The following is a 21,719-nucleotide window of genomic DNA, read 5'->3' as shown; positions in this document are numbered from 1 at the left end:
GCGCCGCCTCCCGACCGGCTGCCAGGACCGCCCGTTATCGTCCCGCTCCATGGACACCGCCCGCTGGCGCGACGTCGTCCGCACCGACCTGCTCGGACCGCACCCGGGGCGGCGGGACCGGGCCTACCGGTGGGTGATCCGGCTGGCCCTGCTCGTCTTCCGGTTGCTGCGGCTGGGCTTCGACGTGCGCGGCTCCGAGCACATCCCGACCTCCGGCGGGGCGATCGTCTGCAGCAACCACGTCAGCTACCTGGACTTCACCTTCCTCGGCCTGGCCGCCCTCCCGCAGCGCCGGCTGGTCCGCTTCATGGCCAAGGCGTCGGTGTTCTCCTCCCGGCTGTCCGGGCCGTTCATGCGGGCCATGCACCACATCCCGGTCGACCGCCGGGCCGGCGCGGCCGCGTTCGAGTCCGCGGTCCGGGCGCTCAAGGACGGGGAGGTGGTCGGCATCTTCCCGGAGGCGACGATCAGCAGCAGCTTCCGGGTGAAGGAGCTCAAGGCCGGCGTCGCCCGGATGGCCATCGACGCCGGCGTGCCGGTCGTGCCCGCCGCGGTCTGGGGCGGCCAGCGGATCGCCACCAAGCACCGCCCCGTGAACCTGCAGCGCCACATCGGGGTCACCGTCGTCCTCGGCGAGCCGCTCGTCCCGGCACCGGGGGAACGGCCCCAGGCGCTGCTGCGCCGGATCCGGACGGCCATGGAGGAGCTCGTCGACCAGGCGCAGCGCAGCTATCCCCAGCAACCGACCGGCCCCGACGACCGGTGGTGGGTCCCCGCCCACCTCGGGGGCACCGCGCCCACGCCGGAGGAGGCCGAGGCGCTCGACCACCACGACGTCCACGGGACCCGCACGAAGCTGCCCCACCCGCACCCCGTCGCCCGCCTGAGGGCCCTGTTCGCGCGCCGGCGCCGCCCCCGCTGAGCTCGCTGCGGTGCTCCCGCGGCCGTCACTCGACGATCGCGGGCGCCATCAGCCGGAACACCTCCAGCTCGACGTCGTACCAGCGGCGCATCCGGCCCAGCGGCTCCATGCCCAGCCGGCGGCAGACCGCCAGGGACGGGGCGTTGCCCGGCCGCACGACCGCGTAGACCTCCGGCAGGCCGGCGGCGAAGGCCCGGCCGATGACCGCCCGCGCCGCCTCGGTGGCGTAGCCGTGACCCCAGCTGTCGGGGTGCAGGTGCCATCCCACCTCCACCTCGCCCACGCCGTCGGGCAGCGGCTTGAGCAGCACGGTGCCGGCCACTTCTCCGGTCCCGGCCACCTCGGCCGCCCACACCCCGAACCGCTCGTCGGCGCAGACCGCCGCCCAGCGCGCCACGAGCTCGACCGGGGTCAGCGACGGCGGCCCGCCCAGCCAGCGGGTCACCTCGTCGCGGCCGTAGAGGTCGGTCAGCCGGGCGAGGTCGTCGCGGCGGGTGGTCCACCGGCGCAGCCGCAGGCGGGGGGTGCGCAACTCCCCGCCGGCGGCCTCCATCCGCCCTGCCTACCCCCGAGGACGGGCACCAGCCACCCGGCGCCGTGATCAGGGGACCTGATCGTCGAGCGTCCTCCCTCGCCGCGGACGGTGGGGGAGGACGCCGCGGGATCAGGTCTCCTGATCACCGCCGCGCCCCCCTCCTCAGTCGGTCAGGGACGCCGCCCGGGAGGCCGCCGCGGCGACGTCGGCGGCGACCGGGTCGACGTCCCGGGCCCGCCACCAGGCCTGCCCGCTCTCCGGGAGGGTGGAGATCGGGTCGTAGTAGGTGTAGCGGCGGTCGAGGGCGTCCTCGTCGGTCCGCTCGATGCCGGTGCGGTAGTTCTTCGTCCAGTAGCTGATGCCGCGCTCGCGGTCGTACTCGGCGACCTGGTGCACCCAGCGCTTGCCGACGTAGGGCACGTCGCAGACGATCCGCGGCGTCGCGAAGCCGGGCAGGTAGCCCATGACGTCGTGCTGCAGGGTCTGCGCCTCGGCCAGCGACACCCGCCAGTGCTCGGCGCTGGGGACCATGTCGCACATGTAGAAGTAGTAGGGCGTGATGCCGGCGCCGTCGAGCAGCGCGAAGCACAGGTCCAGCAGCGCCGGTGCGGTGGCGTTCACGCCGCGCAGCAGCACCCCCTGGTTGCGGACGTCGCGGACCCCGGCGTCCAGCACCGCCCGCGCCGCCTCGGCCACCAGCGGGGTGACCTGCTGCGCGGCGTTGACGTGGGTGTGCACCGCCAGGGACACGCCCCGCTCCCGCGCCCGCCGGGCCAGGCGGCCCATCCCCTCGACCACGTCGTCCTGCAGCCAGTGCTGCGGCAGGCCCATGAGCGCCTTGGACGCCAGCCGGATGTCCCGGATCGACTCGATCTCCAGCAGCCCGGAGACGAACGCCTCGAGGTTCCGGAACGGCAGGTTGGCGACGTCCCCGCCGGAGACCACCACGTCCCGCACGCCGGGGGTGGCCCGCAGGTACTCGAGCATCGCCGCGTGCCGGTCGACCGGCTTGAGGGCGAACCGGAGCTTGGCGACGGCGGGCGTGGAGTTGCCCACCAGGTCCATCCGCGTGCAGTGCCCGCAGTACTGCGGGCAGGTCGGCAGCAGCTCGGCGAGCACCTTGGTCGGGTAGCGGTGGGTGAGCCCCTCCACCGCCCACATCTCGTGCTCGTGCAGCGAGTCGCGGGCCGCGTAGGGGTGGCTGGCCGCCGCGCCGGGCATCCGGTCGGAGGCCACCGGGAGCATGTAGCGCCGCACCGGGTCGGTCAGGACCGCCGCGGTGGTGGGGACCGCGTCCGGCACGATCGTGTTGAGCATCTGCGGCGGCAGCAGCAGCGACATCGTCGCCCGCCCGGCCTGGTCGGCCTCGACGTCGGCGTAGAAGCCCTCGTCGAGCAGGTCGCCGTACACGCCGCGCAGCTGCCGCACGTTCTTCACGCAGTGCGCCCGCTGCCACTGGGCGCTGCGCCACTCGGCCTCGGTGACCTCGGCGAAACCGGGCAGCCGCCGCCAGTCGGGCTCGGCCAGTGGCCGGGCGGCGTACTCGTAGGGCTGTTCCAGCACGACGGGCACCTCTTCCGGGTGGGGGTCCTCGCGACACCAGCGACTCTAACCGGAAGATGTTCTGTCTACAGGCATGGATACGATGGGTCTTCCTCCCTCGATCGGGTGAGACGGGAGTATTGCGTGGGAACGGTGGAACGCGCCCTCGGGGTGCACCGGGTGCTGGAGCCGCCCGGCGTGCTGCCCCAGGCCGCCGCACGCCTGGACCCCGACCCGGCGATCGGCCCCGACGAGGTCCGCATCGCGGTACAGCGACTGAACCTCGACGCGGCGTCCTTCCGGCAGCTGACCGAGGCCTGCGGCGGGGACGGCGCGGCCGTCCGGGCCGCGGTGCTGGAGATCGTCGCCGCCCGCGGCAAGGTGCAGAACCCGGTCACCGGCTCGGGCGGCATGCTCATCGGGGTCGTCGACGCGGTGGGGGAGGAGTCACCCCTGGGGCTCACCGTGGGCCAGCGGGTGGCCACGCTGGTCTCGCTGACCCTCACACCGCTGGCGATCACCGACGGCCTGGCCGGTTGGGACGGGCGCTCCGAGCAGGTCCCGGCGGCGGGGACGGCGATCCTGTTCGCCCGATCCATCGCCGCCGTCCTGCCCGACGACCTGCCCGACGCGGTCTCCCTCGCCCTCCTGGACGTGTGCGGGGCGCCGGCGGCCACCGCCCGGGTGGTCCGGCGGAGCGCGGCGCGGTCGGTCGCCGTCCTGGGCGCGGCGGGCAAGTCCGGCTGCCTGAGCCTGGCCGCCGCCCGGGCCGCGGGGGCCACCGAGCTCACCGGCCTGGTGCGCGACGAGCGCGAGGCCGCGGCCCTGACCGCCGCCGGCCTGGCCGACCGCGTCGTGGTCGCCGACGCCACCGACCCGCTCGCCGTCGCCGCGGCCGTCGGCGACCCGGCGGAGGTCACCGTGGTCTGCGTCGACGCGCCCGGCGCCGAGCACGGCGCGGTCCTCGCGACGGTCGACGGCGGCACCGTGGTCTTCTTCTCCATGGCGACGTCGTTCGCGCGGGCGGCGCTCGGGGCGGAGGGGATGGCGGCGGACGTGACCATGCTGATCGGGAACGGCTACACGCCGGGGCACGCGGCCCTGGCGCTGGACCTCTACCGGTCCAGCCCCGGCGTCCGGGCCCTCGTCGACCCCCGGGTGCACCCGTGAGCCTGGTGCTCACCGACGTGACCGTCGGGGACCGGTCCGGGCGGGCGGTGCGGGTGGAGGACGGCCGGATCGCCTGGCTCGGCGACGCCGGCGAGGCCGCGGCCGCCGACCGGGTCGTGGCGGGGGAGGGGGCGCTGCTCACGCCGGCCTTCGTCGACGCCCACGTGCACGCCACCGCGACCGGGCTGGCGCTCACCGGGCTCGACCTCCACTCGAGCCTGAGCCTGCGGGAGGCCGTCGCGTCGCTCGCCGCGCACGCGGCCACCGCGCCCGGCGGGATCCTGCTGGGCACGGGCTGGGACGAGACGTCGTGGCCGGAGGGCCGCGCACTGACCCGGCACGACCTGGACGCCGTGGTCGGCGACCGGCCGGCGTACCTCGCGCGGGTCGACGTCCACTCGGCCACGGTGTCCACCGGCCTGCTCGACCGGGTGCCGGGGATCGCGCAGCTGCCCGGCTTCGCGCCCGACGGCCGGCTGCGCCTGGACGCCCACCACGCCGCCCGGCAGGCCGCCTACGGCGCCGTGGACGCCGGCCAGCGCCGGGCCGCCCAGCGGGCCACGCTGGCGGCGGCCGCTTCGCTGGGCGTCGGCAGCGTGCACGAGATGGCCGGCCCTGAGGTGTCGAGCGCGGCGGACCTGGCCGGCCTCCTGGCGCTGGCCGCCGAGGCCCCCGGCCCGCGGGTGCGGGGCTACTGGGGCGAGCTGGCCGAGCGCGGCGGCCTCGACGTCGTCGCCGAGCTGGACCTGGCCGGCGCCGGGGGTGACCTGTTCTGCGACGGCGCCTTCGGCTCGCACACCGCGGCGCTCAGCGCCCCCTACACCGACCGGCCCGGCACCGCCGGCCACCTGCGCTTCGCGACCGCCTCCCTCGCCGACCACGTGCGCGCCTGCACCCGCGCCGGGGTGCAGGCGGGGTTCCACTGCATCGGCGACGCCGCCGTCGAGCAGGTGCTGGCCGCCGTCGGCGCCGTCGTCGAGGAGCTGGGCCGGGCCGCCGTCCGGGCCTGCCGGCACCGGCTGGAGCACGTGGAGATGGCCGGCCCCTCGGCGGTGGAGCGGATGCGGGACTGGGGGATGGTCGCCAGCGTCCAGCCGGCCTTCGACGCGGCCTGGGGCGGCCCCTCCGGCATGTACGCCGAGCGGCTCGGGGACGGGCGGGCGCGGGACTGCAACCCCTTCGCCGACCTGTCCGACGCCGGGGTGGCGCTCGCACTGGGCAGCGACGCCCCGGTGACGCCGCTGGACCCGTGGGGCGGGGTGCACGCCGCGGTCGACCACCGCACGCCGTCGTCGGGGCTGCGGCCGTTCGACGCCTTCGACGCGGCCACCCACGGCGGCTGGTACGCGGTGCGGGCCGAGCACCCCGGCGGCCCGCTGGCGGTCGGCGCGCCCGCGGACCTCGCGCTGTGGGAGACGGCGCAGCCCCTCTCCGCCGTCCTCGCCGAGCGGGCACGGCCCGCCTGCCGCGCACTCCTCGTCGACGGTCAGGAGGTCCCGTGACGACCCTGCAGCTGGACCCGGTGCTGGTGGCGCGGGCGCGCGAGCTCGCCGTCCGCGCGGCCGCACCCGTGGTGGACCTGGCCCGGCGGCACACCACCGTCTCCGTGGAGCGGGCGGTGCTGCGCCTGGCCGGGCTCACCGGCACCGACCCGGTGACCGGCGAGGGCGCGGTCACCGACCGGGTGCCGTGGGTGAACCGCGTGGTGGACGCCGTCCGCGAGCAGGTCGGGCTGGAGTCCGGCGTCGCGCTGCCGGTGTGGCACGCGATCGCCTCCGGGACGGCGCCGGACCTGCAGGCCCTCGCCGAGCAGGTGGGTGCCGGGACGGCGCGGTTCGACCTGCCCACCGGCGCCGACGCCGAGCGGGCCCGGGACGCCGCCCGCGGCGCCGTCGCCACCGGCCTGGCCCGCATCGACGCCAACCGCGCCCGCCGGGAGGAGCTGGTGGCCACCCTGGGCGACCCGCCCCGGCGGCCCTGGATCTACCTGATCGTGGCCACCGGGGACATCCACGAGGACATCCCGCAGGCCCAGGCCGCCGCCCGGGCCGGGGCCGACGTCATCGCGGTCATCCGTTCCACCGGCCAGTCGCTGCTGGACTACGTGCCCGAGGGCGCCACCCGCACCGGGTACGCCGGCACCTACGCCACCCAGGAGAACTTCCGGCTGATGCGGGCCGCCCTCGACGACGTCGGCGCGGAGCTGGGCCGCTACGTCCGGCTGACCAACTACGCCAGCGGCCTGTGCATGCCCGAGATCGCCGTGCTGGCCGGGCTGGAGCGGCTGGACATGATGCTCAACGACGCGATGTACGGGATCCTCTTCCGCGACATCAACCCGCAGCGCACCTTCGTCGACCAGCGCTTCAGCCGGATGGTGCACGCCCGCGCCGGCATCGTGATCAACACCGGTGAGGACAACTACCTGACCACCGCCGACGCCGTCGACGAGGCGCACACCGTCACCGTCAGCCAGCTGCTCAACGAGACCCTCGCCCACGAGGCCGGCCTCGAGGACGGGCAGCTGGGTCTGGGCCACGCCTTCGAGATCGACCCGGACCGGCGCGAGTCGTTCCGCCTCGAGCTGGCGCACGCGATGCTCGCCCGCGCGCTGTTCCCGGACGCGCCGCTGAAGTGGATGCCGCCGACCAAGCACATGACCGGCGACGTGTTCCGCGGCTACCTGCTCGACGGGTTCTTCAACCTGGCCGGGGCGCTGACCGGCCAGGGCATCCTGCTGGTCGGGATGATGACCGAGGCCGTGGTCACCCCGTGGCTGTCCGACCGGGACCTCGCGCTGCGGAACGTGCGCTACGTCCTGGACGCCGCCGGCGGCCTGGTCGAGGACTTCGCGCCCCCGAAGGGCGGGTTCATCGACCGCCGCGCGCACACGGTGCTCACCGAGGCGGTGCAGCTGCTGGAGCGGATCGCCGACGAGGGCCTGCTGCAGGCGATCGCCGACGGCACCTTCGGCATCACCAAACGGCCACCGGACCGCGGCAAGGGCCTCGACGGCGTGGTCCGGCTCGGCCCCGACGCGTACAACCCGGCGCTGGAGCTGTTGGAGCGGGTGCATGCCTGAGGACAGCCGCGGGAGCATCGCAGCGAGCGCCGGCGAGCGAGGAACGGATCGCGGCGCGGAGTCAGGCCGTCGGGCAGGGCCTGAGGGGATCGTGCGCCCGTACGGCGACACCACCGGCGACGGGATGGTGCAGCTGTCGTTCACCTTGCCGGTACCCCCTGGCCCGCGGGCGGACGGTGCCGCGCTCCAGCTCGCGCAGAAGATGGGCATCGAGCCGGCGATGGTGGTGCACAGCCACGGGGTGGGGGAGGGCTTCACCTTCTTCGTCGTCTACGGCAGCGTGCGCCACCTCGTCGACCTCGACGCGGTGGCCGTGGAGGAGCGGGCCTACCCGCTGCTGTCCCCGGCGGAGGTCAACGCCGCCATCCGCTCCGGGCTGCGCCGCAAGCTGGTCGTGCTCGGCGCGTGCATCGGCACCGACGCGCACACCGTCGGCATCGACGCGATCCTCAACCTCAAGGGCTTCGCGGGGGAGAAGGGCCTGGAGTACTACCGGGAGATGGAGGTGGCCAACCTCGGCGCGCAGGTCAGCGTGTCGGAGCTGGTCACGCGGGCGCGGGCGGTCCGCGCCGACGCCGTCCTGGTCTCCCAGGTGGTCACCCAGCGGGACGCCCATCTGCGCAACACCCGCGAGCTCGCCGCCGCGTTCCGCGAGGCGATGGGGGAGGACCGCCCGCTGGTCGTGGTCGGTGGCCCCCGGTTCGACCCGGCCATGGCCGGCGACCTCGGTGTCGACAAGGTCTTCGGCCGGGGCACCACGCCCGGCGAGGTCGCCAGCTACCTCGTGTCCGCCCTGGTCCCCTCGGAGGCCCCCGCATGAGCACACCCCGCGACGACGCCCCGCCAGCGCTCCACGTCCCTCCCGACCTGACCGGCGACCCCCGCCTCGGGCTCACCGTCACCCACCGCCGGTACGTGCCCCACGCGCACGCCCACTACGGCGGGAACCTGGTGGACGGCGCGTACACCCTCGGCCTGTTCGGGGACGTGGCCACCGAGGTCGCGATCGTCATGGACGGCGACGAGGGCCTGCTCGCCGGGTACACCGAGGTGCGCTTCCTCGCCCCGGTGCAGGCCGGCGACGTGCTCGAGGCGACCGCGGAGGTGGTGCGGGTCGGCCGGCGCAGCCGGGAGCTGCGCTGCACCGCCCGCGTGGTGGCCCGCGCCCGGCCCGAGCGGGGCCCGTCGGCGGCCACCGTCCTCGATCCGCCGCAGCCGGTGGTGGAGGCGACCGCGACCCTCGTCGTCCCGGGCCCGGCGTGATCACGGGGCGCTGTCCAGGCGCCACGCCGTAACGAAGAGGTCACAGTTCGCCACGGACCGCTCGGAGGGCGGCGCGCCCGTCGGCGCACTTCTTACAGTGCCTGCAGTTCCACTCCGGGAGCACCGGCACGCGCCTCCCCGGACCAGTCGTGCGGGCCCTCCGGCCGCGTGGACGGCGCCGCCGCCCGCAGTCCGGGCCGGGAGCGCCGGCGGCTGCCCGGGGGATCGCGCGCCGGGCACCCGGCGGGCCCCACCCGGGTCCGCGCCACCGGACAACGGCCCGCAGGTCGCCGCCAGCGACCGGCCGGCCGGCCCGGAGGGGCGGCTCCCCGAGCGCGGCAGCCGCCGGCGCGGCCCGGAGCGCCGGCGCGCACGACGCACCCGGTCGGCGGGATCGCCGGCCGGCCTCGCCGGGATGGGATGCTGGGGCGCGCACCGCGGCAACGGCGCCGGCGGTCGCGGCCCCGGTGCGACCGGCCCGGGGGACAGGAGCGCACGGAGCACGGGAGGCGACGGTGGCAACAGTCGCTCCCGGCACGGTGGAGCGCCCCGCCGAGGCGCCGCGGGCGGCGTCCCCGGCCCGCCGCCCGCGATGGCCGTGGCGCTCGCTGCTGGCCGCCGCCGGCGGGGGACTGCTCCTGCTCGCCTTCCCCGGCTGGGGCCTGTGGCCGCTGGCGCCCCTCGGACCGGCCGCCCTCGCGCTCGCCGCGCACGGGCAGCGCGCCCGCTCCGGGGCGTGGCTGGGCCTGGTGTCGGGTCTGGCGTTCTTCGTGCCGCTGCTGTCGTGGAGCGGCATCTACGTGGGCGCCTTCCCGTGGCTGGCCCTGGCGGTGTCACAGGCGTTGTTCCTGGCGCTGCTCGGTGCAGCCACCGCAGCGACCTCCCGCCTGCCCCTGTGGCCGCTGTGGGCCGCGGCGCTGTGGGTGGCCGACGAGGCGGTGCGCGGCCGGCTGCCGCTGGGCGGCTTCCCCTGGGGCCGGCTGGGCCTGAGCCAGACCGAGGGCCCGTTCCTCGCCCTGGCCGCCTACGGCGGCGTGCCGCTGGTCGGCTTCGCCGTCGCGCTCACCGGCACGCTGCTGGCCGCCGCCGTGCTCCGGCTGACCCGGCGCCGCCGGACGGGCCGGCGCGCCACGACCGCCCTCCTCGCCGGCGCGGTCGCCGTGCCGCTGCTGGGCTGGCTGGCCTGGCTGCCGCTGCCCGGTCCCTCGCTCACCGCGGGCGGGCCGACCCGCACCGTCGCGGTCATCCAGGGCGACGTCCCCCAGCCGGGCCTGGAGTTCAACGAGCGCCGGCGCGCCGTCCTCGACAACCACGTCACCCGCACCGTCGAGCTGGCCGAGGCGGTGGCCGCCGGAGAGCGGGCGCAGCCGGACCTGGTCGTCTGGCCGGAGAACAGCTCCGACATCGACCCCTACACCAACGAGGACGCCGCCCGCGCCATCGACCGCGCCGCACAGGCGATCGGCGCGCCGATCCTGGTCGGCGCGGTCGTGGACGGGCCGGGCCGGTTCATCAGCAACACCGGCATCGTCTGGGACCCCGAGACCGGGCCGGGCGACACCTACGTCAAGCGCCACCCGGTGCCGCTGGCCGAGTACGTGCCCGCCCGCGGGTTCTTCCGCTTCTTCAGCGACAAGGTCGACCTGGTGCGGCGCGACTTCGTGCACGGGACCGACGTCGGGGTGCTGCCCATGGGCGGTGCGCGGGTCGGCGACGTCATCTGCTTCGAGGTCGTCTACGACGAGCTGGTGGCCGACACGGTGCGGGCCGGCGCCGGGATGCTCGTCGTCCAGACCAACAACGCCACCTTCGGCTACACCGACGAGAGCGAGCAGCAGCTGGCGGCCAGCCGGCTGCGCGCCGTCGAGTTCGGCCGCACCGTCGTCGTCGCCGCCACCAGCGGCATCTCGGCGATCGTCGCGCCCGACGGTTCGCTGGCGGCCCGCTCGGAGCTGTTCGAGCCGGCGGTCTTCGTCGAGGACGTCGCCCAGCGCGACTCCACCACCCTCGCCGAGCGGCTCGGCGCCGCGCCGGAGTGGACCCTCACCGCACTCGGGGTCGGCGCGCTGCTCGCGGTCGCCGTCCCCGGCGGTGCGCGCCGCCGCCGGGCACGGGAGAGCGCGGCGTGACCGGGTCACGGGTGCTCGTCGTCGTCCCCACCTACGACGAGGTGGAGAACCTCGAGCCGATCCTCGACCGGCTGCACACCGCCGTCCCCGACGCGCACGCCCTGGTGGTGGACGACGGGTCGCCCGACGGCACCGGGGACCTCGCCGAGAAGCTCGCCGCCCGCGACCCCCGGGTGCACGTGCTGCGCCGCACGGCGAAGGCCGGGCTGGGCCCGGCCTACGTGGCCGGCTTCCGCTGGGGCCGGTCCCGCGGCTACGACGTCCTGGTCGAGATGGACGCCGACGGCTCGCACCACCCCGAGCAGCTACCCGCCCTGCTGGCGGGCCTGGACGACGCCGACCTGGTGCTCGGTTCGCGGTACGTGCCCGGCGGCCGGGTGGAGGACTGGCCGGTGCACCGGCTGCTGCTGTCCCGGGCGGGGAACGTGTGGACGCGGTGGGCGCTGCGGCTGCCGCTCGCAGACGCCACGGGCGGTTTCCGCGCCGTGCGGGCGGACCTGGTCGACCGGCTGCCCTTCGACGACGTCGCCAGCCAGGGCTACTGCTTCCAGGTGGACTGGGCCTGGCGGGCCGTCCGCGCCGGCGCCCGCGTGGTGGAGGTGCCGATCACCTTCACCGAACGGACGTACGGCAGGAGCAAGATGAGCGGTTCGATCGTTGGAGAGGCATTGGTACGGGTCACCTGGTGGGGCCTGCAGGACCGGCTGGCCGACTGGCTGCCGGGCCGGGTCCGCCGCCCCGTGCCGGGACGGGTCCGCGACGGCGGGCGGTCGAGCGCGGTCCGGTAGGCGGGCCGGGGCCGCCGGGCCGGAGGCGGGCGCAGGAGAGCCGTGGGTCGCCGCGTGCGCATCGCAGCCGGGTTGCTCGCCCTGGCCGAGGTCGTCGTCTTCGTCCTCGTCGCGGGCTGGATCGGGGTGGGCTGGACCCTCCTGGCGGTGCTGGCCACCAGCGCGCTGGGCTGGGCGCTGCTGGCACGGCAGGGCACCCGGGCGCTGGCCGAGCTGCGGGACCAGGCGCGCGAGCGCCGCCCGTCGGGCCGCGCCCTGGGCGACGCGGGCCTGGTCGCCGTCGGTGGGTTGCTCATGGTGCTGCCGGGCTTCCTCGGCGACCTGGTCGGCCTGCTGTGCCTGCTCCCGCCCACCCGCTTCCTGGTGCGCGGGCTGCTGGCGCGGGTGCTGGCGAACCGCCTGCCGGTCGATCTGCGCGGCCCGGTGCACGTCCGCAGCCGCCGTGTCTCCGGCGTGCGCCCCGCACCGACCCCGGGCCGGCCGCTGGTCATCGAGGGCGAGGTCGTCGACGGGAGGCACCCCGGGGGTTCCCACCGCGCGCCCGCCAGCGGTGGGGGGCAGCGACGTCCCTGATCGGTTGGGGACCGGCCGGGGGAGCCGGACCCCCGGCACCCGGACGCGACACGGCCCCGGTGGGGGATCCCACCGGGGCCGTGTACGGCGATCTGCGCGGAGCTCAGCTGGCGCGGGTCCGCCGGCCGCGGAGCACCTCCAGGCGCTCGGCCAGGACCTCCTCGAGGTCCTCGACCGAGCGGCGCTCCAGGAGCATGTCCCAGTGCGTCCGCGGGGGCTTGACCTTCTTGGGAGCCGGCTCGGCACCGCCGACGAGCTTGGCGGCGGAGCCGTCGAACTTGCACTCCCAGGTGTCCGGGACCTCGGCGTCGTCCGCGAAGGGCACGGTGAACAGGTGACCCGAGGGGCACCGGTACTCCACGTACTGCCGCTCGATCGGCGCGGTGTTCCGCTCGGTCTCGTAGCTCACGCTGCCCAGTCGGCTGCCCCGCAGGGAACGCTCGCCCATGGCACACCGTCCTCTCGTGCTGGTGGTGTCGGTCGGTTCTCGACGTCGCTGGACGGGGGGTTACCCACCCGGCGAGGGAGTCGAAAGGACCAACGACAGATTTCGCGGAGAGATTCCGCAGAGTCGGTTCGAAATCATCGCATGGGGTGGTATAGGAGCCCGCGCCGACCCCCCGACGGGGTGAGGTCAGCGCAGGGCGAGCTGCCCGGGGCCGGCCGCCGTCGGCCCCAGCTGGCCCAGGACGTGGTGCCGCCGGCACAGCACCTGGTAGTGCACCTCGGGTTCCGGCCCGGTCTCGTCGGGCCCGGTCTCGTCCGGTGCGGGGGTGGGCGCGGTGTCGGCGACGACCACCGTCGCGCCCTGCCGCACCATGGCGCCGTCCACCACGCGGGCGTTGAGCAGGCCGGGCAGCCCGCACCAGCACAGCACCTCCACCTGCACCCGCTGGACGTCGTCGGCGACCTCCAGCAGCCGCTGGGTGCCCGGGAACAGCCGGGTGCGGAAGTCGGTGGTCAGGCCGAAGGCGTAGACGTCCACGTGCGACTCGTCGACGAGCTCGGCGAGCTGGTCGACCTGCCGGCCGGTGAGGAACTGGGCCTCGTCGACGATCAGGTAGTCCACCCGGTCGCCGGCCGCCCAGGAGTCGCGGACCAGCAGCCGCAGGTCGGTGCCGGCGTCGACCTCGATCGCCTCCCGGCACAGCCCGACCCGGGAGCTGATCTGCGGCCGGTCGGACCGGTCGCCCTGGGTGAGCAGCAGGCCGCGTCGTCCCTGGCGGCTCTGGTTGTGGTCCACCTGCAGCGCGAGGGTCGACTTCCCGCAGTCCATCGGCCCGTGGAAGAACCGCAGGTGCGCCGGCGCCGGGTGCCGCCGGCGGTCACCGGCCGCGGGGACGGCGGACAGCGGGGCGGCGGCACCGGCGGGGGACGGGGACGTCACAGGCGCTCCGGGGGGGCGTTGCCCGCCGCGACGACGGCGCGGCGGATCGGCAGCGCGGCCAGCGCCACGAAGCCTGCCACGAAGAAGACGACGAGGCTCACGATCGCCAGCCGGTAGGAGCCGGTCAGCTGGTAGGTGAGCCCGAACGCCAGCGGCCCGAGCCAGCTGGTGCCGCGGTCGCTGATCTCGTAGAAGCCGTAGTACTCGGCCTCCTTGCCGGCCGGGATGAGCTGGCTGAACAGCGACCGGGACAGCGCCTGGGTGCCGCCCTGCACCAGCCCGATGACGGCGGCCAGCGCGTAGAACTGGCCGACCGCGCCGGCCTGCAGGAAGTAGGCGGCCACCAGGACGGCGATCCAGGCCACCAGGCTGCCCAGCACGACCCGCTTGGCGCCGTACCGGGCGGCCAGCCGGCCCAGGCCCAGCGCCCCGGCGATCGCCACCACCTGGACCATGAGGATGGCGCCGGTGAGCACCGACTGCTCCAGGCCCAGCTCCTCGGTGGCGTAGGTGGCCGACAGCGAGATGACGGTCTGGACGCCGTCGTTGAACAGCAGGTAGGCGCCGAGGAACCACAGCGTCAGCGGGAACGCCCGCATCTCCCGCAGGGTGGCCGCCAGCTGCCGGAAGCCGCTGGCCGGGCGGCCCTGGGACGCGCGCACCGGCCGGTCCCGCAGCCGGGAGAGGGTGAACACGGTGAACGCCCCCCACCACAGGCCTGCGGTGGCCAGGCAGATCCGCACCGCCTCGCCCGTGGTCAGCCCCAGTCCCTCGGCGCCCAGGACCAGGCCCAGGTGCACCGCGAGCAGCAGCGCCCCGCCGACGTACCCGAACGCCCAGCCGCGGCTGGAGACGGCGTCCCGCTCGTCGGGGCCGGCCAGGTCCGGCAGCCAGGAGTAGTAGACGACCGTGGCCGCGCCGAAGCTGATGTTGGCCACCACGAACAGCACCGCGCCGAGCAGGTAGCGGCCGTCGGCGACGAAGAACAGCCCCGTGGTCGCCAGCGCCCCCAGCACGGCGAACCCGCCCAGCAGGTGGCGCTTGCGGCCGGTGCGGTCGGCCACCGCGCCGGTGAGCGGCAGGACCAGCACCTGCAGCACCACCGAGAGCGACAGCACGTAGGAGAACCAGCTGCCGGGCGGGATGGACAGGCCCAGGACGGCCAGCCGCCCGTCGGGCCCGGCGGCCTCCTCGGCGACCGAGGTCAGGTAGGGCCCCAGGAAGACCGTGGTGACGCTGGTGTTGAACACCGACATCGCCCAGTCGTAGGAGTACCAGCCGAACCGCTCGCGGCGCAGGGCCCGGTCGGCGGAGGGGGCGGTCGGGGTGGCGGCCGTCGTCACGGGCGCAGGGTGTCAGCCGGGACGGGGCCGGTCCAGCACCGCAGGGCGAACTGCGTCACGAGCCGCTCACGGGATGTCGTCGGGGACGACGCCGCCGGGGAACGCTGCGGTCGCCGTCGTCGGCCGGGTCGGGTCCACGTAGGCAGGGCGGTCGGCCGGCTCCCCGGCACGCAGCGGCGCCAGGCCCCGGGTGATCGCCGCGGCGATGCGGACGCGGGCCCGGTTGGCGTCGCCCACCCGGCCCGGCTGCAGGTCCTCGAAGAAGACGGCGGGCCCGATGTGCACCTTCAGCGCCGGCTGCCGCCAGAACGCCCGCAGCAGGGTCCGCAGCTTGCCCCAGTCGTTGGCGTACTGCAGCACCTCGTGGGCGCCCCACTGGCTGACCGGGATGACCGGGACGCCGGCGGCCAGCGCCATCCGGCCGAGCCCCGTCCGGCCGCGCTCGGGCCAGCCGTCCGGCGTCAGGCCGACGCGGCCCTCGGGATAGGCGACGACGTGGCCGCCGTGGGACAGCGCCACGCGGGTCACCGTCAGCGCGTGGGCGGCGACGTCGGTGCCGCGCTCCACCCGGATGCCGCCGGACCGCTCCAGCAACGGGCCCGCGACCGGCGCGCGCATGATGCCGCCGGTGGCCATGAACCGCGGGGTGACGCCGGCCCTGTGCAGCGCGACGGCCACCACGAAGGTGTCGAAGTCCCCGATGTGGTTGACCGCCAGCAGCAGCGGTCCCCGCCGCCACTCCTCGGGGATCGAGCCGGTCACCTGCAGCCGGCCGAAGACGCTCGGCAGCCACGAGAGCCACCGCAGCGCGAACCGCCAGAACCACCAGGGCGGGGTCGCGGCGATGGCCAGCTCGCGGGCGAACCACTCCGGGTCGTCGGGGCCGACCAGGTCCGCGACGTCGGCGGGCAGCGGCGGCGTCCGCGGCCGCCACTCCCGGATGCGCTCCCCGAGACTCACCGCGGCACCCACTGGCCGCGCTTCTCCAGCAGCTCGCGCAGCATCGCCGGCCGGTCGGTCATGACCCCGTCCACGCCGAGGTCGAGCATCCCGGTCGTCTCCTCCTCGGTGTTCACCGTCCAGACGTGGACCTGCAGGCCGCGGGCGTGCGCCGCGGCGAGGAACCGCTCGTCGACCAGCGCCCGGCCGCCCAGCTGCAGCGGCACCTGCGCGCACCCGGCCTGGATGCGGACCAGGCCGGCCGCGCGGGGGGAGTAGGAGGACAGGCGCAGCGCCGCGACACCGCGCGGGCCCAGCGAGGTGCAGACCGTGGGCCCGAACAGCCGGCGCGCGGCGGCGATGCGCGCGTCGGAGAACGAGCCCAGGCAGATGCGGTCGGCGACCCCCAGCCGGCGCACCGTCCGCACCAGCGGGGCGAGGACGCCGGCGGCCTTGATGTCGAGGTTGAAACGGACGTCGGGCCAGGCACCCAGCAGGTCCTCCAGCCGCAGGATCGGCTCCCGCCCGCCGATGCGGGCCGTGGCGATCTCCGACCACGGCAGCTGGTCGACCCGGCCCGTGCGGTCGGTGACCCGGTCCAGCGTGGGGTCGTGGAAGACGATGGGCACCCCGTCGGCGCTGACCTGGACGTCGGTCTCCAGGTACCGGTACCCCAGCGCCACGCAGGCCTCGAACGCCGGCATGGTGTTCTCGAGGTGCTCGATGGCACCCCCGCGGTGCGCCATGGCGATCGGGGTCGGCCCGTCGAGGAAGGCGTACCGGACCGGGACCACGCCGACACGCTAACGCCGGTCCCCGCGACGCCGGTCAGGGCCTCGTCATCCGAGCCCCTGGCGTCCCTCCGGCACCGTCCGTGCCGGCCGCGGCGGCGCCGGCCAGCTGCGCGACGATCCTCACCAGCACCGGCCGCGGCGTGGCGAGGTTGAGCCGGACGTGCCCGGCTCCCGGAGCGCCGCACTCCGGGCCGTCGACCAGGGCCACGCCCGCCCGGTCGAGGAAGAACGCCCCGGCCGAGGTGGGCAGGTCCAGGCCGCGGCAGTCGAGCCAGGCCAGGTAGGTGCCCTCCGGCGGCGTCCAGCGGACACCCGGCAGGTGCTCGGCCAGCAGCTCCCCGAGCAGCCGGCGGTTGCCGTCGAGGTAGTCCAGGACCCGGGCCAGCCACGGTCCACCCTCGGTGTAGGCGGTCGTGTTGGCGAGCACGCCGAGGGAGGAGGCGGCGTGCGTGTACCGGTACCCGGTGCCCGACCACGTGGCGGCGTCGGCCTCGTTGGACAGCAGCAGCTGGGCGGCCTTGAGGCCGGGCAGGTTCCACGCCTTGGACGCCGACGTCGCGGTGACGGTGTGCCGCGCGGTCGCGGGGGAGAGCGCGGCGTAGGGACGGTGTCGGGCTCCCGGGTACACCAGGGGCGCGTGGATCTCGTCGGCGAACACCCGCACCCCGGCCCGCTCGACGACGTCGGCCAGGGCCAGCTGCTCCTCCTCGGTGAACACCCGGCCCAGGGGGTTGTGCGGGTTGGTGTGCACCAGCAGCGCGCCGCCGGCGGCGAACGCGCGGGAGATGCCGTCGAGGTCGTAGGTCATCCGGCCGTCCCGCTCGACCATCGGGACCTCGATCAGCTGCCGGCCGAGCATGCCCGGCAGGGTGAGGAAGGGCATGTACGCCGGTGTCGGCAGCACGACGGGGCTGCCCGGCGGGGTGAACTGCTCGATCGCCACCTGCAGCCCGGCGAGGACGTCGGCCAGCGGTGAGACCCACTCCGCGGGCACCGCCCAGCCGTACCGGGACCCGTACCAGTCGGCGCACGCGCGGGCCATCGCCGCGGCGGCCTCGGTGGTCAGGTAGCCGAACGCGGCCCGGTCGACCGCCTCGTGCAGCACCCGCTGGACCTCCGGGGCGGTGCCGAAGTCCATCTCGGCGACGAACGCGCCGATCGCCGGTCCGTACCGGGTCCACTTGAGGCTGCCGGCCGCGCGCAGCGCCTCCTCGGTGAGTGCGTCGAACTCCGTTGTCGGCTCGTCCACGTCGTCCTCCCGTCCCGCCGCGCTGCGCGTGTCGGGCGTGTCCCTCGGTCCTGTCGGTGGTCACGTCTACCGTGCCCAGCGTGGCCAAGCAGGACAGGACGCAGGTGACCGACGAGGAGGCATCGACCGATCCCGCGCTGCCCGGCCCCCGCCGGGAGAGCGGCACCGAGCGACGCTGCGGGTGGTGCCGCCGGGTGCTGCCGCAACAGGGGTCGGTGGGCCGGCCTCGTCAGTACTGCGGTCAGGCGTGCCGGCAGCGGGCCTACGAGCAGCGGTCGGCGACGGCGAAGGCCGGCCTCTCCGGCGACGTCGTGCTGGTGACCCGCTCCGAGCTCGACGGGCTGCAGGACCGGCTCTACCAGCTCCGCTGCGCACTCGAGGACGTGCAGACCCTGCTCAGCGAGCGACACACCAAGGCCGAGCTGGAGCGGACGCTCGCCGACCTGGTGCGCTCCACCGGGCGGCTCGACAAACTCTGGATCTCCGAACGCGCGAGCTGACCGGTGCGCGCTCCTCGGTACCGCCGCAGTCACCCTGATTCCGTCACCATGACGAAATCAGGGTGACCCGCCGCCCACCCGGACAGGGGAGACCGGCTCGGGACCATCCGGGAGGAGCGGCAGCCGGGACGGCTCAGCCGTCCTCCTCTTCCTCACCCTCGCCCTGCTCGACGCCGTCGTCCTGGTCGGAGTTGTTCGGCAGGTTGTCCTGCGAGGGGTCGTTCTCCTCGTTGGTGTCGGTGTTGACGCTCTCGTCGTCGGTCGTGCCGTCCCGCTGGTCCTGCCCGGACGCCGAGCAGGCGGTCATCGTCGCGCCGCCTCCGAACAGCGCCAGGGCGGTCATCAGTGCGGCGATCGGGCGTCGGAGTTGCATGCCCCCGACCCTAGGCAGCCCGCGGGATGTCCGCCCGTCGAGGGGTCGGAGCCGCCCCATCTTTCGTCACCGTGACGGAATGCGGGTGTGTCGGCGGACCGGGGAAGGGGTGCCGACACCGCCCGGCCGGACAGTCGAGGCGCCAGCGGGGCGGGGGCAGGTGGCGGGCCGGGTGTTCCGATCGGGGTTCGTCGTGGAGCGGGTCAGCGACGGGGAGCCGGGAGCCACGACCCGGCGGGACGACGGGCGGCGGCCGGCGGTGTCCGGCCCGGCCGGCTGAGCCGGACACCGCCAGCTCGCGCCGTTCGCCGCGGGATCCTCGGCACACGGCCCGAACGACAGCGGGTCCTGGGCGCGGACGACATCGCGCGAACGACGGCGGGTCCTGGGCGCGGACCTCGGACGCAGCGGATCCGCGACGACGACATCGCGGGAACGCGCCGTGGCGGACGGCATCCCGCCGGCCGGCCCAGGACCGCGTCGATCCGGGCCGTCGCGCCTCGGCCGACTGCACGGCCCCGCGGTGCCGATAATGCACATTATGTCAACTCAGGCCGCGGCCACCGGCTACCCGGGCGGTCAGCTCAGGACCAGGACGTCGTAGTCGCTGAACCTCCGGTCGGCGGTGACGAGCACGAATCTGCGCCGCACCGCCTGCGCGATGAGCATGCGGTCGAACGGGTCGTCGTGGTGTCTCGGCAGCGCGCCGGCGGCCAGGCCGTCCTCCACGGTGATCGGCAGCACGTCGAACCCGTGACGCTCGACCTCGTCAGCCAGGTCCTCCGGGACGGAGAGCTTGCCGAGCGCTGCCTTGATCGACATCTCCCACGCCGACGCTGCCGACACCGCCACCGACGTCGCCGGGTCGGAGATCGCCTCCCGCATGGCCGGGGTCAGCCGGTGGTCGTCAGCCAGCCACCACAGCAGCACGTGCGTGTCGAGCAGCAACGTCACGGGGCCGTGTCGCCGTGGAAGGCAGCGATCACGCTCTGCGGCGTCTCGTCGAAGTCGTCGGCGATCACCACCCGTCCCCGCCACGCGCCGGGCTCCCGCCGCCGCCGCGCCGGCACAACGGCCACCAGCCGCGCGACGGGCTTCCCGGCCCGGGCGATGACGACGTCCTCCCCCCGCTCGACCGCCTCCAGGAGGCGGGAGAGGTGGGTCTTCGCCTCGTGGACGTTGACCGTGCGCTCCATGACGACCATGATCCTTGGCTAAGCCGGACTAAGTCAATCGGGCCACCGATGAGTCGACCGGTGTGCGACGGTCTCCCCTCCGACGACACCCCAGCACAGGAGGTCCCGTGCCGAGCACCATCCGACCGATCATCGTCACCCCGGACGTCGACCGGCTGCACGCCTTCTACACCGGCGTCCTGGGCGCCACCGAGACGATGCGCTACCCCGACGACGGTCCGGTCTTCTACGTCGGCCTGCAGGTCGGCAGCTCGGAACTGGGCCTGTCCTCCGACGGTTCCGTCGTCCCCGGCGACCCCGGCCGGATGCTGCTGAGCATCGAGGTGGACGACGTCGACGCGCTGTTGCCGCGCGTGACGGAACTGGGCGGGCAGGCGCCCGGCCCGGCCAACGACATGCCCTGGGGTCAGCGGGTCGCACACGTCAAGGACCCCGACGGCAACGTCGTCAACCTGACCCAGACGCGCTGAGCCGCTCGTAGGGTCCCGGGGTGAGCAGCACCCGGGGCATCGTGCGTCCGTCGGCGATCCCCGACGTCTTTCGGCTGGAGCGGCTGGCGCCGTCGGAGGCCCTGGCCGACCTGGTCGCGCTGTACTGGCGGGTGTCATGGGAGCTGCCGCCCGGGACGAGCCACGAGTCCCTCGTGCTGTCCTACCCCGCGGTCAACCTGTCCTTCGAGCCCGACGGCGCCTGGGTGACCGGGCCGGTCTCGGGCACCTACCGGCGACCGCTCACCGGCGCCGCCACCGTCTCCGCGGTGCGGTTCCGGCCGGCGTCCTTCCGGTGCCTGGTCGACCGGCCGGTCAGCGAGCTGCGCGACCGTGTCGTGCCCGCCGAGGACCTGCTCCCCCTGCCGGCGGACCTGGCCGAGCGGGTCCGCGCCGCCGCGGACCTCGCGGCGGTCCGCGGGGTCCTCGAGCCGTGGCTGGCGACCCTGGCGCGCTCCCCCGTCGCCGACCGCGCCGCGCTGGACGCCGCCGTCGCGCTCATCGAGGCCGACCGGTCCATCACCCGCGTCGACCACCTCGCCGAGCGCACCGGCTACGGCGTCCGCCGGCTCCAGCGGGCCTTCGCCGACGCCGTCGGCCTGCCGGTCAAGCAGCTCATCCGGGCCGCCCGGCTGCGCGAGGTCGCCGAGCGGGCCCTCGTCGGGGACGTGGACTGGGCCGCCGTCGCGGCCGAGCTGGGCTACAGCGACCAGGCCCACCTGGTGCGCGACTTCACCGCCGCCGTCGGCACTCCCCCGGCCCGCTACGCGCGCGAGGCCGCCGGCGCAGCGGTGTCGCGTTCCTCCAAGACGGACGGCGGCCGGCTGCCTAGCGTCCGGACATGACCTCGACGCCCACCACGCTGCCCGCCCTGTACGACCGGCTCGAGGAGGCGGCCGGCGAGGCCCGCCGGATCGCCGCCGGTGCCGCCGGTGCCCCCCTGGACTCCCCCACCCCGGACGCCGAGTGGGACCTGCGCGCCCTGCTGGGCCACTGGGTGCTCTACAGCGCCCACGGCCTGGAGTGCCGCGCCCGGCGGGAGCCGATCCCCGAGGAGCTGACCACCCGCGACTTCACCGCGGACGCCGGCTGGCCGCAGCGCTACGCCGCCCAGCTGGACCGGGCGCTGGCCGCCTGGCGGGAACCGGCCGCGTGGCAGGGCACCGTCGACATCGGTGGCACGCCCGTCCCCGCGGAGACGGTCGCCGGGATGCTGGTCAAGGAGCTCGTCGTCCACGGCTGGGACGTCGCCCGGGCGACCGGCCAGCAGGTCCGGGTGGGCGAGGAGACCGCCCGCCTCGTCCTCGACCTGGTGGTGGAGCACGGGGAGCTGTTCCGCCAGTACGGCGGCTTCGCCGACGCGCTGGCCGTCGACGAGGCGACGCCGACGTTCGAGCGGGCGCTGCGGCTGTCCGGCCGCGACCCCGGCTGGCGCCCCTGACCCGC

The 21,719-nt window shown here is 75.5% G+C and carries 24 protein-coding genes; 13 read left to right on the top strand and 11 right to left on the bottom strand.

The annotated features are described in order from the left end of the window. Positions 1 to 49 precede the first annotated feature (49 nt). Entirely contained in the window at positions 50 to 922 is an 873-nt protein-coding gene (locus ACI79C_RS13815) for a lysophospholipid acyltransferase family protein (protein WP_456946237.1), read from the top strand. 25 nt (positions 923 to 947) lie between these two features. On the opposite strand, the gene ACI79C_RS13810 is transcribed toward ACI79C_RS13815, so the two are convergent. Together ACI79C_RS13810 and ACI79C_RS13805 are read right to left on the bottom strand one after the other, a co-directional pair. Further along, positions 948 to 1,475 (bottom strand): GNAT family N-acetyltransferase, encoded by a 528-nt coding sequence (locus tag ACI79C_RS13810; RefSeq protein ID WP_456946236.1) that lies wholly within the window; start codon positions 1,473 to 1,475, stop codon positions 948 to 950. Positions 1,476 to 1,619: 144 nt separating this feature from the next. Further along, entirely contained in the window at positions 1,620 to 3,020 is a 1,401-nt protein-coding gene (locus tag ACI79C_RS13805) for a KamA family radical SAM protein (RefSeq protein ID WP_456946235.1), read from the bottom strand. Between the two features lie 123 nt (positions 3,021 to 3,143). Between ACI79C_RS13805 and kdd the strand changes: the two genes are divergently transcribed. From kdd to ACI79C_RS13765, 8 genes are all read left to right on the top strand, one after another. Further along, the gene (gene kdd, locus ACI79C_RS13800; RefSeq protein ID WP_456946234.1) at positions 3,144 to 4,169 is read left to right on the top strand and encodes an L-erythro-3,5-diaminohexanoate dehydrogenase; all 1,026 of its coding nucleotides are present in this window, start codon (positions 3,144 to 3,146) and stop codon (positions 4,167 to 4,169) included. Next, entirely contained in the window at positions 4,166 to 5,671 is a 1,506-nt protein-coding gene (locus ACI79C_RS13795) for an amidohydrolase (RefSeq protein WP_456946233.1), read from the top strand. Before kdd ends, ACI79C_RS13795 begins: the two co-directional genes overlap by 4 nt. Next, a complete protein-coding gene (kamD, locus tag ACI79C_RS13790; protein ID WP_456946232.1) occupies positions 5,668 to 7,251 on the top strand; it encodes a lysine 5,6-aminomutase subunit alpha in 1,584 nt (527 codons plus the stop codon). The genes ACI79C_RS13795 and kamD overlap by 4 nt, the downstream gene beginning before the upstream one ends. Before the next feature lie 91 nt (positions 7,252 to 7,342). Beyond that, the gene (gene kamE, locus ACI79C_RS13785; RefSeq protein WP_456946231.1) at positions 7,343 to 8,071 is read left to right on the top strand and encodes a lysine 5,6-aminomutase subunit beta; all 729 of its coding nucleotides are present in this window, start codon (positions 7,343 to 7,345) and stop codon (positions 8,069 to 8,071) included. Continuing rightward, complete coding sequence (gene kal / locus ACI79C_RS13780) at positions 8,068 to 8,514, top strand: 3-aminobutyryl-CoA ammonia lyase (RefSeq protein WP_456946230.1); 447 nt, start codon at positions 8,068 to 8,070, stop codon at positions 8,512 to 8,514. Before kamE ends, kal begins: the two co-directional genes overlap by 4 nt. A gap of 515 nt (positions 8,515 to 9,029) precedes the next feature. Further along, on the top strand, positions 9,030 to 10,643 hold the full coding sequence (gene lnt, locus ACI79C_RS13775) for an apolipoprotein N-acyltransferase (protein ID WP_456946229.1): 1,614 nt from the start codon (positions 9,030 to 9,032) through the stop codon (positions 10,641 to 10,643). Beyond that, complete coding sequence (locus ACI79C_RS13770) at positions 10,640 to 11,431, top strand: polyprenol monophosphomannose synthase (RefSeq protein ID WP_456946228.1); 792 nt, start codon at positions 10,640 to 10,642, stop codon at positions 11,429 to 11,431. The genes lnt and ACI79C_RS13770 overlap by 4 nt, the downstream gene beginning before the upstream one ends. Positions 11,432 to 11,485: 54 nt before the next feature. After that, positions 11,486 to 12,004: an FxsA family protein gene (locus tag ACI79C_RS13765; RefSeq protein WP_456946227.1), complete on the top strand. Its 519-nt coding sequence runs from the start codon at positions 11,486 to 11,488 to the stop codon at positions 12,002 to 12,004. Positions 12,005 to 12,107: 103 nt separating this feature from the next. On the opposite strand, the gene ACI79C_RS13760 is transcribed toward ACI79C_RS13765, so the two are convergent. The 6 genes from ACI79C_RS13760 to ACI79C_RS13735 all read right to left on the bottom strand — a co-directional run bounded on the left by ACI79C_RS13760 (position 12,108) and on the right by ACI79C_RS13735 (position 17,716). Further along, a complete protein-coding gene (locus ACI79C_RS13760) occupies positions 12,108 to 12,452 on the bottom strand; it encodes an RNA polymerase-binding protein RbpA (protein ID WP_456946226.1) in 345 nt (114 codons plus the stop codon). Between the two features lie 186 nt (positions 12,453 to 12,638). Next, positions 12,639 to 13,391, bottom strand: a complete 753-nt coding sequence (locus tag ACI79C_RS13755) for a thymidine kinase (protein WP_456946225.1) — start codon at positions 13,389 to 13,391, stop codon at positions 12,639 to 12,641. After that, a complete protein-coding gene (locus ACI79C_RS13750) occupies positions 13,388 to 14,734 on the bottom strand; it encodes an MFS transporter (RefSeq protein ID WP_456946224.1) in 1,347 nt (448 codons plus the stop codon). Before ACI79C_RS13750 ends, ACI79C_RS13755 begins: the two co-directional genes overlap by 4 nt. 66 nt (positions 14,735 to 14,800) lie before the next feature. Further along, the gene (locus ACI79C_RS13745) at positions 14,801 to 15,694 is read right to left on the bottom strand and encodes a lysophospholipid acyltransferase family protein (protein WP_456946223.1); all 894 of its coding nucleotides are present in this window, start codon (positions 15,692 to 15,694) and stop codon (positions 14,801 to 14,803) included. Beyond that, the gene (locus ACI79C_RS13740; RefSeq protein ID WP_456946222.1) at positions 15,691 to 16,467 is read right to left on the bottom strand and encodes a glycerophosphodiester phosphodiesterase; all 777 of its coding nucleotides are present in this window, start codon (positions 16,465 to 16,467) and stop codon (positions 15,691 to 15,693) included. The genes ACI79C_RS13745 and ACI79C_RS13740 overlap by 4 nt, the downstream gene beginning before the upstream one ends. A gap of 34 nt (positions 16,468 to 16,501) precedes the next feature. After that, the gene (locus ACI79C_RS13735; protein WP_456946221.1) at positions 16,502 to 17,716 is read right to left on the bottom strand and encodes a MalY/PatB family protein; all 1,215 of its coding nucleotides are present in this window, start codon (positions 17,714 to 17,716) and stop codon (positions 16,502 to 16,504) included. A gap of 80 nt (positions 17,717 to 17,796) precedes the next feature. Between ACI79C_RS13735 and ACI79C_RS13730 the strand changes: the two genes are divergently transcribed. Continuing rightward, positions 17,797 to 18,216 carry a hypothetical protein gene (locus ACI79C_RS13730; RefSeq protein WP_456946220.1) on the top strand — a complete coding sequence of 140 codons (420 nt, stop codon included), beginning with the start codon at positions 17,797 to 17,799 and terminating at the stop codon, positions 18,214 to 18,216. A gap of 133 nt (positions 18,217 to 18,349) precedes the next feature. Here the strand turns inward: ACI79C_RS13730 and ACI79C_RS13725 are convergent, their stop codons facing one another. The 3 genes from ACI79C_RS13725 to ACI79C_RS13715 form a co-directional block, all read right to left on the bottom strand. Then, on the bottom strand, positions 18,350 to 18,589 hold the full coding sequence (locus ACI79C_RS13725; RefSeq protein WP_456946219.1) for a hypothetical protein: 240 nt from the start codon (positions 18,587 to 18,589) through the stop codon (positions 18,350 to 18,352). A gap of 579 nt (positions 18,590 to 19,168) precedes the next feature. Continuing rightward, the gene (locus ACI79C_RS13720) at positions 19,169 to 19,543 is read right to left on the bottom strand and encodes a type II toxin-antitoxin system VapC family toxin (protein ID WP_456946218.1); all 375 of its coding nucleotides are present in this window, start codon (positions 19,541 to 19,543) and stop codon (positions 19,169 to 19,171) included. Beyond that, complete coding sequence (locus ACI79C_RS13715; protein WP_456946217.1) at positions 19,540 to 19,794, bottom strand: type II toxin-antitoxin system Phd/YefM family antitoxin; 255 nt, start codon at positions 19,792 to 19,794, stop codon at positions 19,540 to 19,542. Before ACI79C_RS13715 ends, ACI79C_RS13720 begins: the two co-directional genes overlap by 4 nt. Positions 19,795 to 19,892: 98 nt before the next feature. Here ACI79C_RS13715 and ACI79C_RS13710 point away from each other — a divergent pair, with 98 nt between their 5' ends. The 3 genes from ACI79C_RS13710 to ACI79C_RS13700 are packed head-to-tail and all read left to right on the top strand — an operon-like array spanning position 19,893 to position 21,714. Then, positions 19,893 to 20,255, top strand: a complete 363-nt coding sequence (locus ACI79C_RS13710) for a VOC family protein (RefSeq protein WP_456946216.1) — start codon at positions 19,893 to 19,895, stop codon at positions 20,253 to 20,255. A gap of 20 nt (positions 20,256 to 20,275) precedes the next feature. Then, positions 20,276 to 21,118: a helix-turn-helix domain-containing protein gene (locus ACI79C_RS13705; RefSeq protein ID WP_456946215.1), complete on the top strand. Its 843-nt coding sequence runs from the start codon at positions 20,276 to 20,278 to the stop codon at positions 21,116 to 21,118. Beyond that, positions 21,115 to 21,714, top strand: coding sequence for a TIGR03086 family metal-binding protein (locus ACI79C_RS13700; RefSeq protein WP_456946214.1), 600 nt, complete (start codon positions 21,115 to 21,117; stop codon positions 21,712 to 21,714). The genes ACI79C_RS13705 and ACI79C_RS13700 overlap by 4 nt, the downstream gene beginning before the upstream one ends. The last annotated feature ends 5 nt before the right edge of the window (positions 21,715 to 21,719 follow it).

This window comes from Geodermatophilus sp. SYSU D00697, from assembly GCF_054050175.1.
This window is presented reverse-complemented; position numbering and strand designations above follow the sequence as displayed.

Excerpts from the sequence above, each read along its gene's own strand:
- ACI79C_RS13760 (WP_456946226.1), bottom strand. The coding sequence starts at position 12,452 with ATGGGCGAGCGTTCCCTGCGGGGCAGCCGACTGGGCAGCGTGAGCTAC.
- ACI79C_RS13810 (WP_456946236.1), bottom strand. The coding sequence starts at position 1,475 with ATGGAGGCCGCCGGCGGGGAGTTGCGCACCCCCCGCCTGCGGCTGCGC.
- kal (WP_456946230.1), top strand. The coding sequence starts at position 8,068 with ATGAGCACACCCCGCGACGACGCCCCGCCAGCGCTCCACGTCCCTCCC.
- ACI79C_RS13725 (WP_456946219.1), bottom strand. The coding sequence starts at position 18,589 with ATGCAACTCCGACGCCCGATCGCCGCACTGATGACCGCCCTGGCGCTG.
- ACI79C_RS13815 (WP_456946237.1), top strand. The coding sequence starts at position 50 with ATGGACACCGCCCGCTGGCGCGACGTCGTCCGCACCGACCTGCTCGGA.
- ACI79C_RS13715 (WP_456946217.1), bottom strand. The coding sequence starts at position 19,794 with ATGGTCGTCATGGAGCGCACGGTCAACGTCCACGAGGCGAAGACCCAC.
- ACI79C_RS13700 (WP_456946214.1), top strand. The coding sequence starts at position 21,115 with ATGACCTCGACGCCCACCACGCTGCCCGCCCTGTACGACCGGCTCGAG.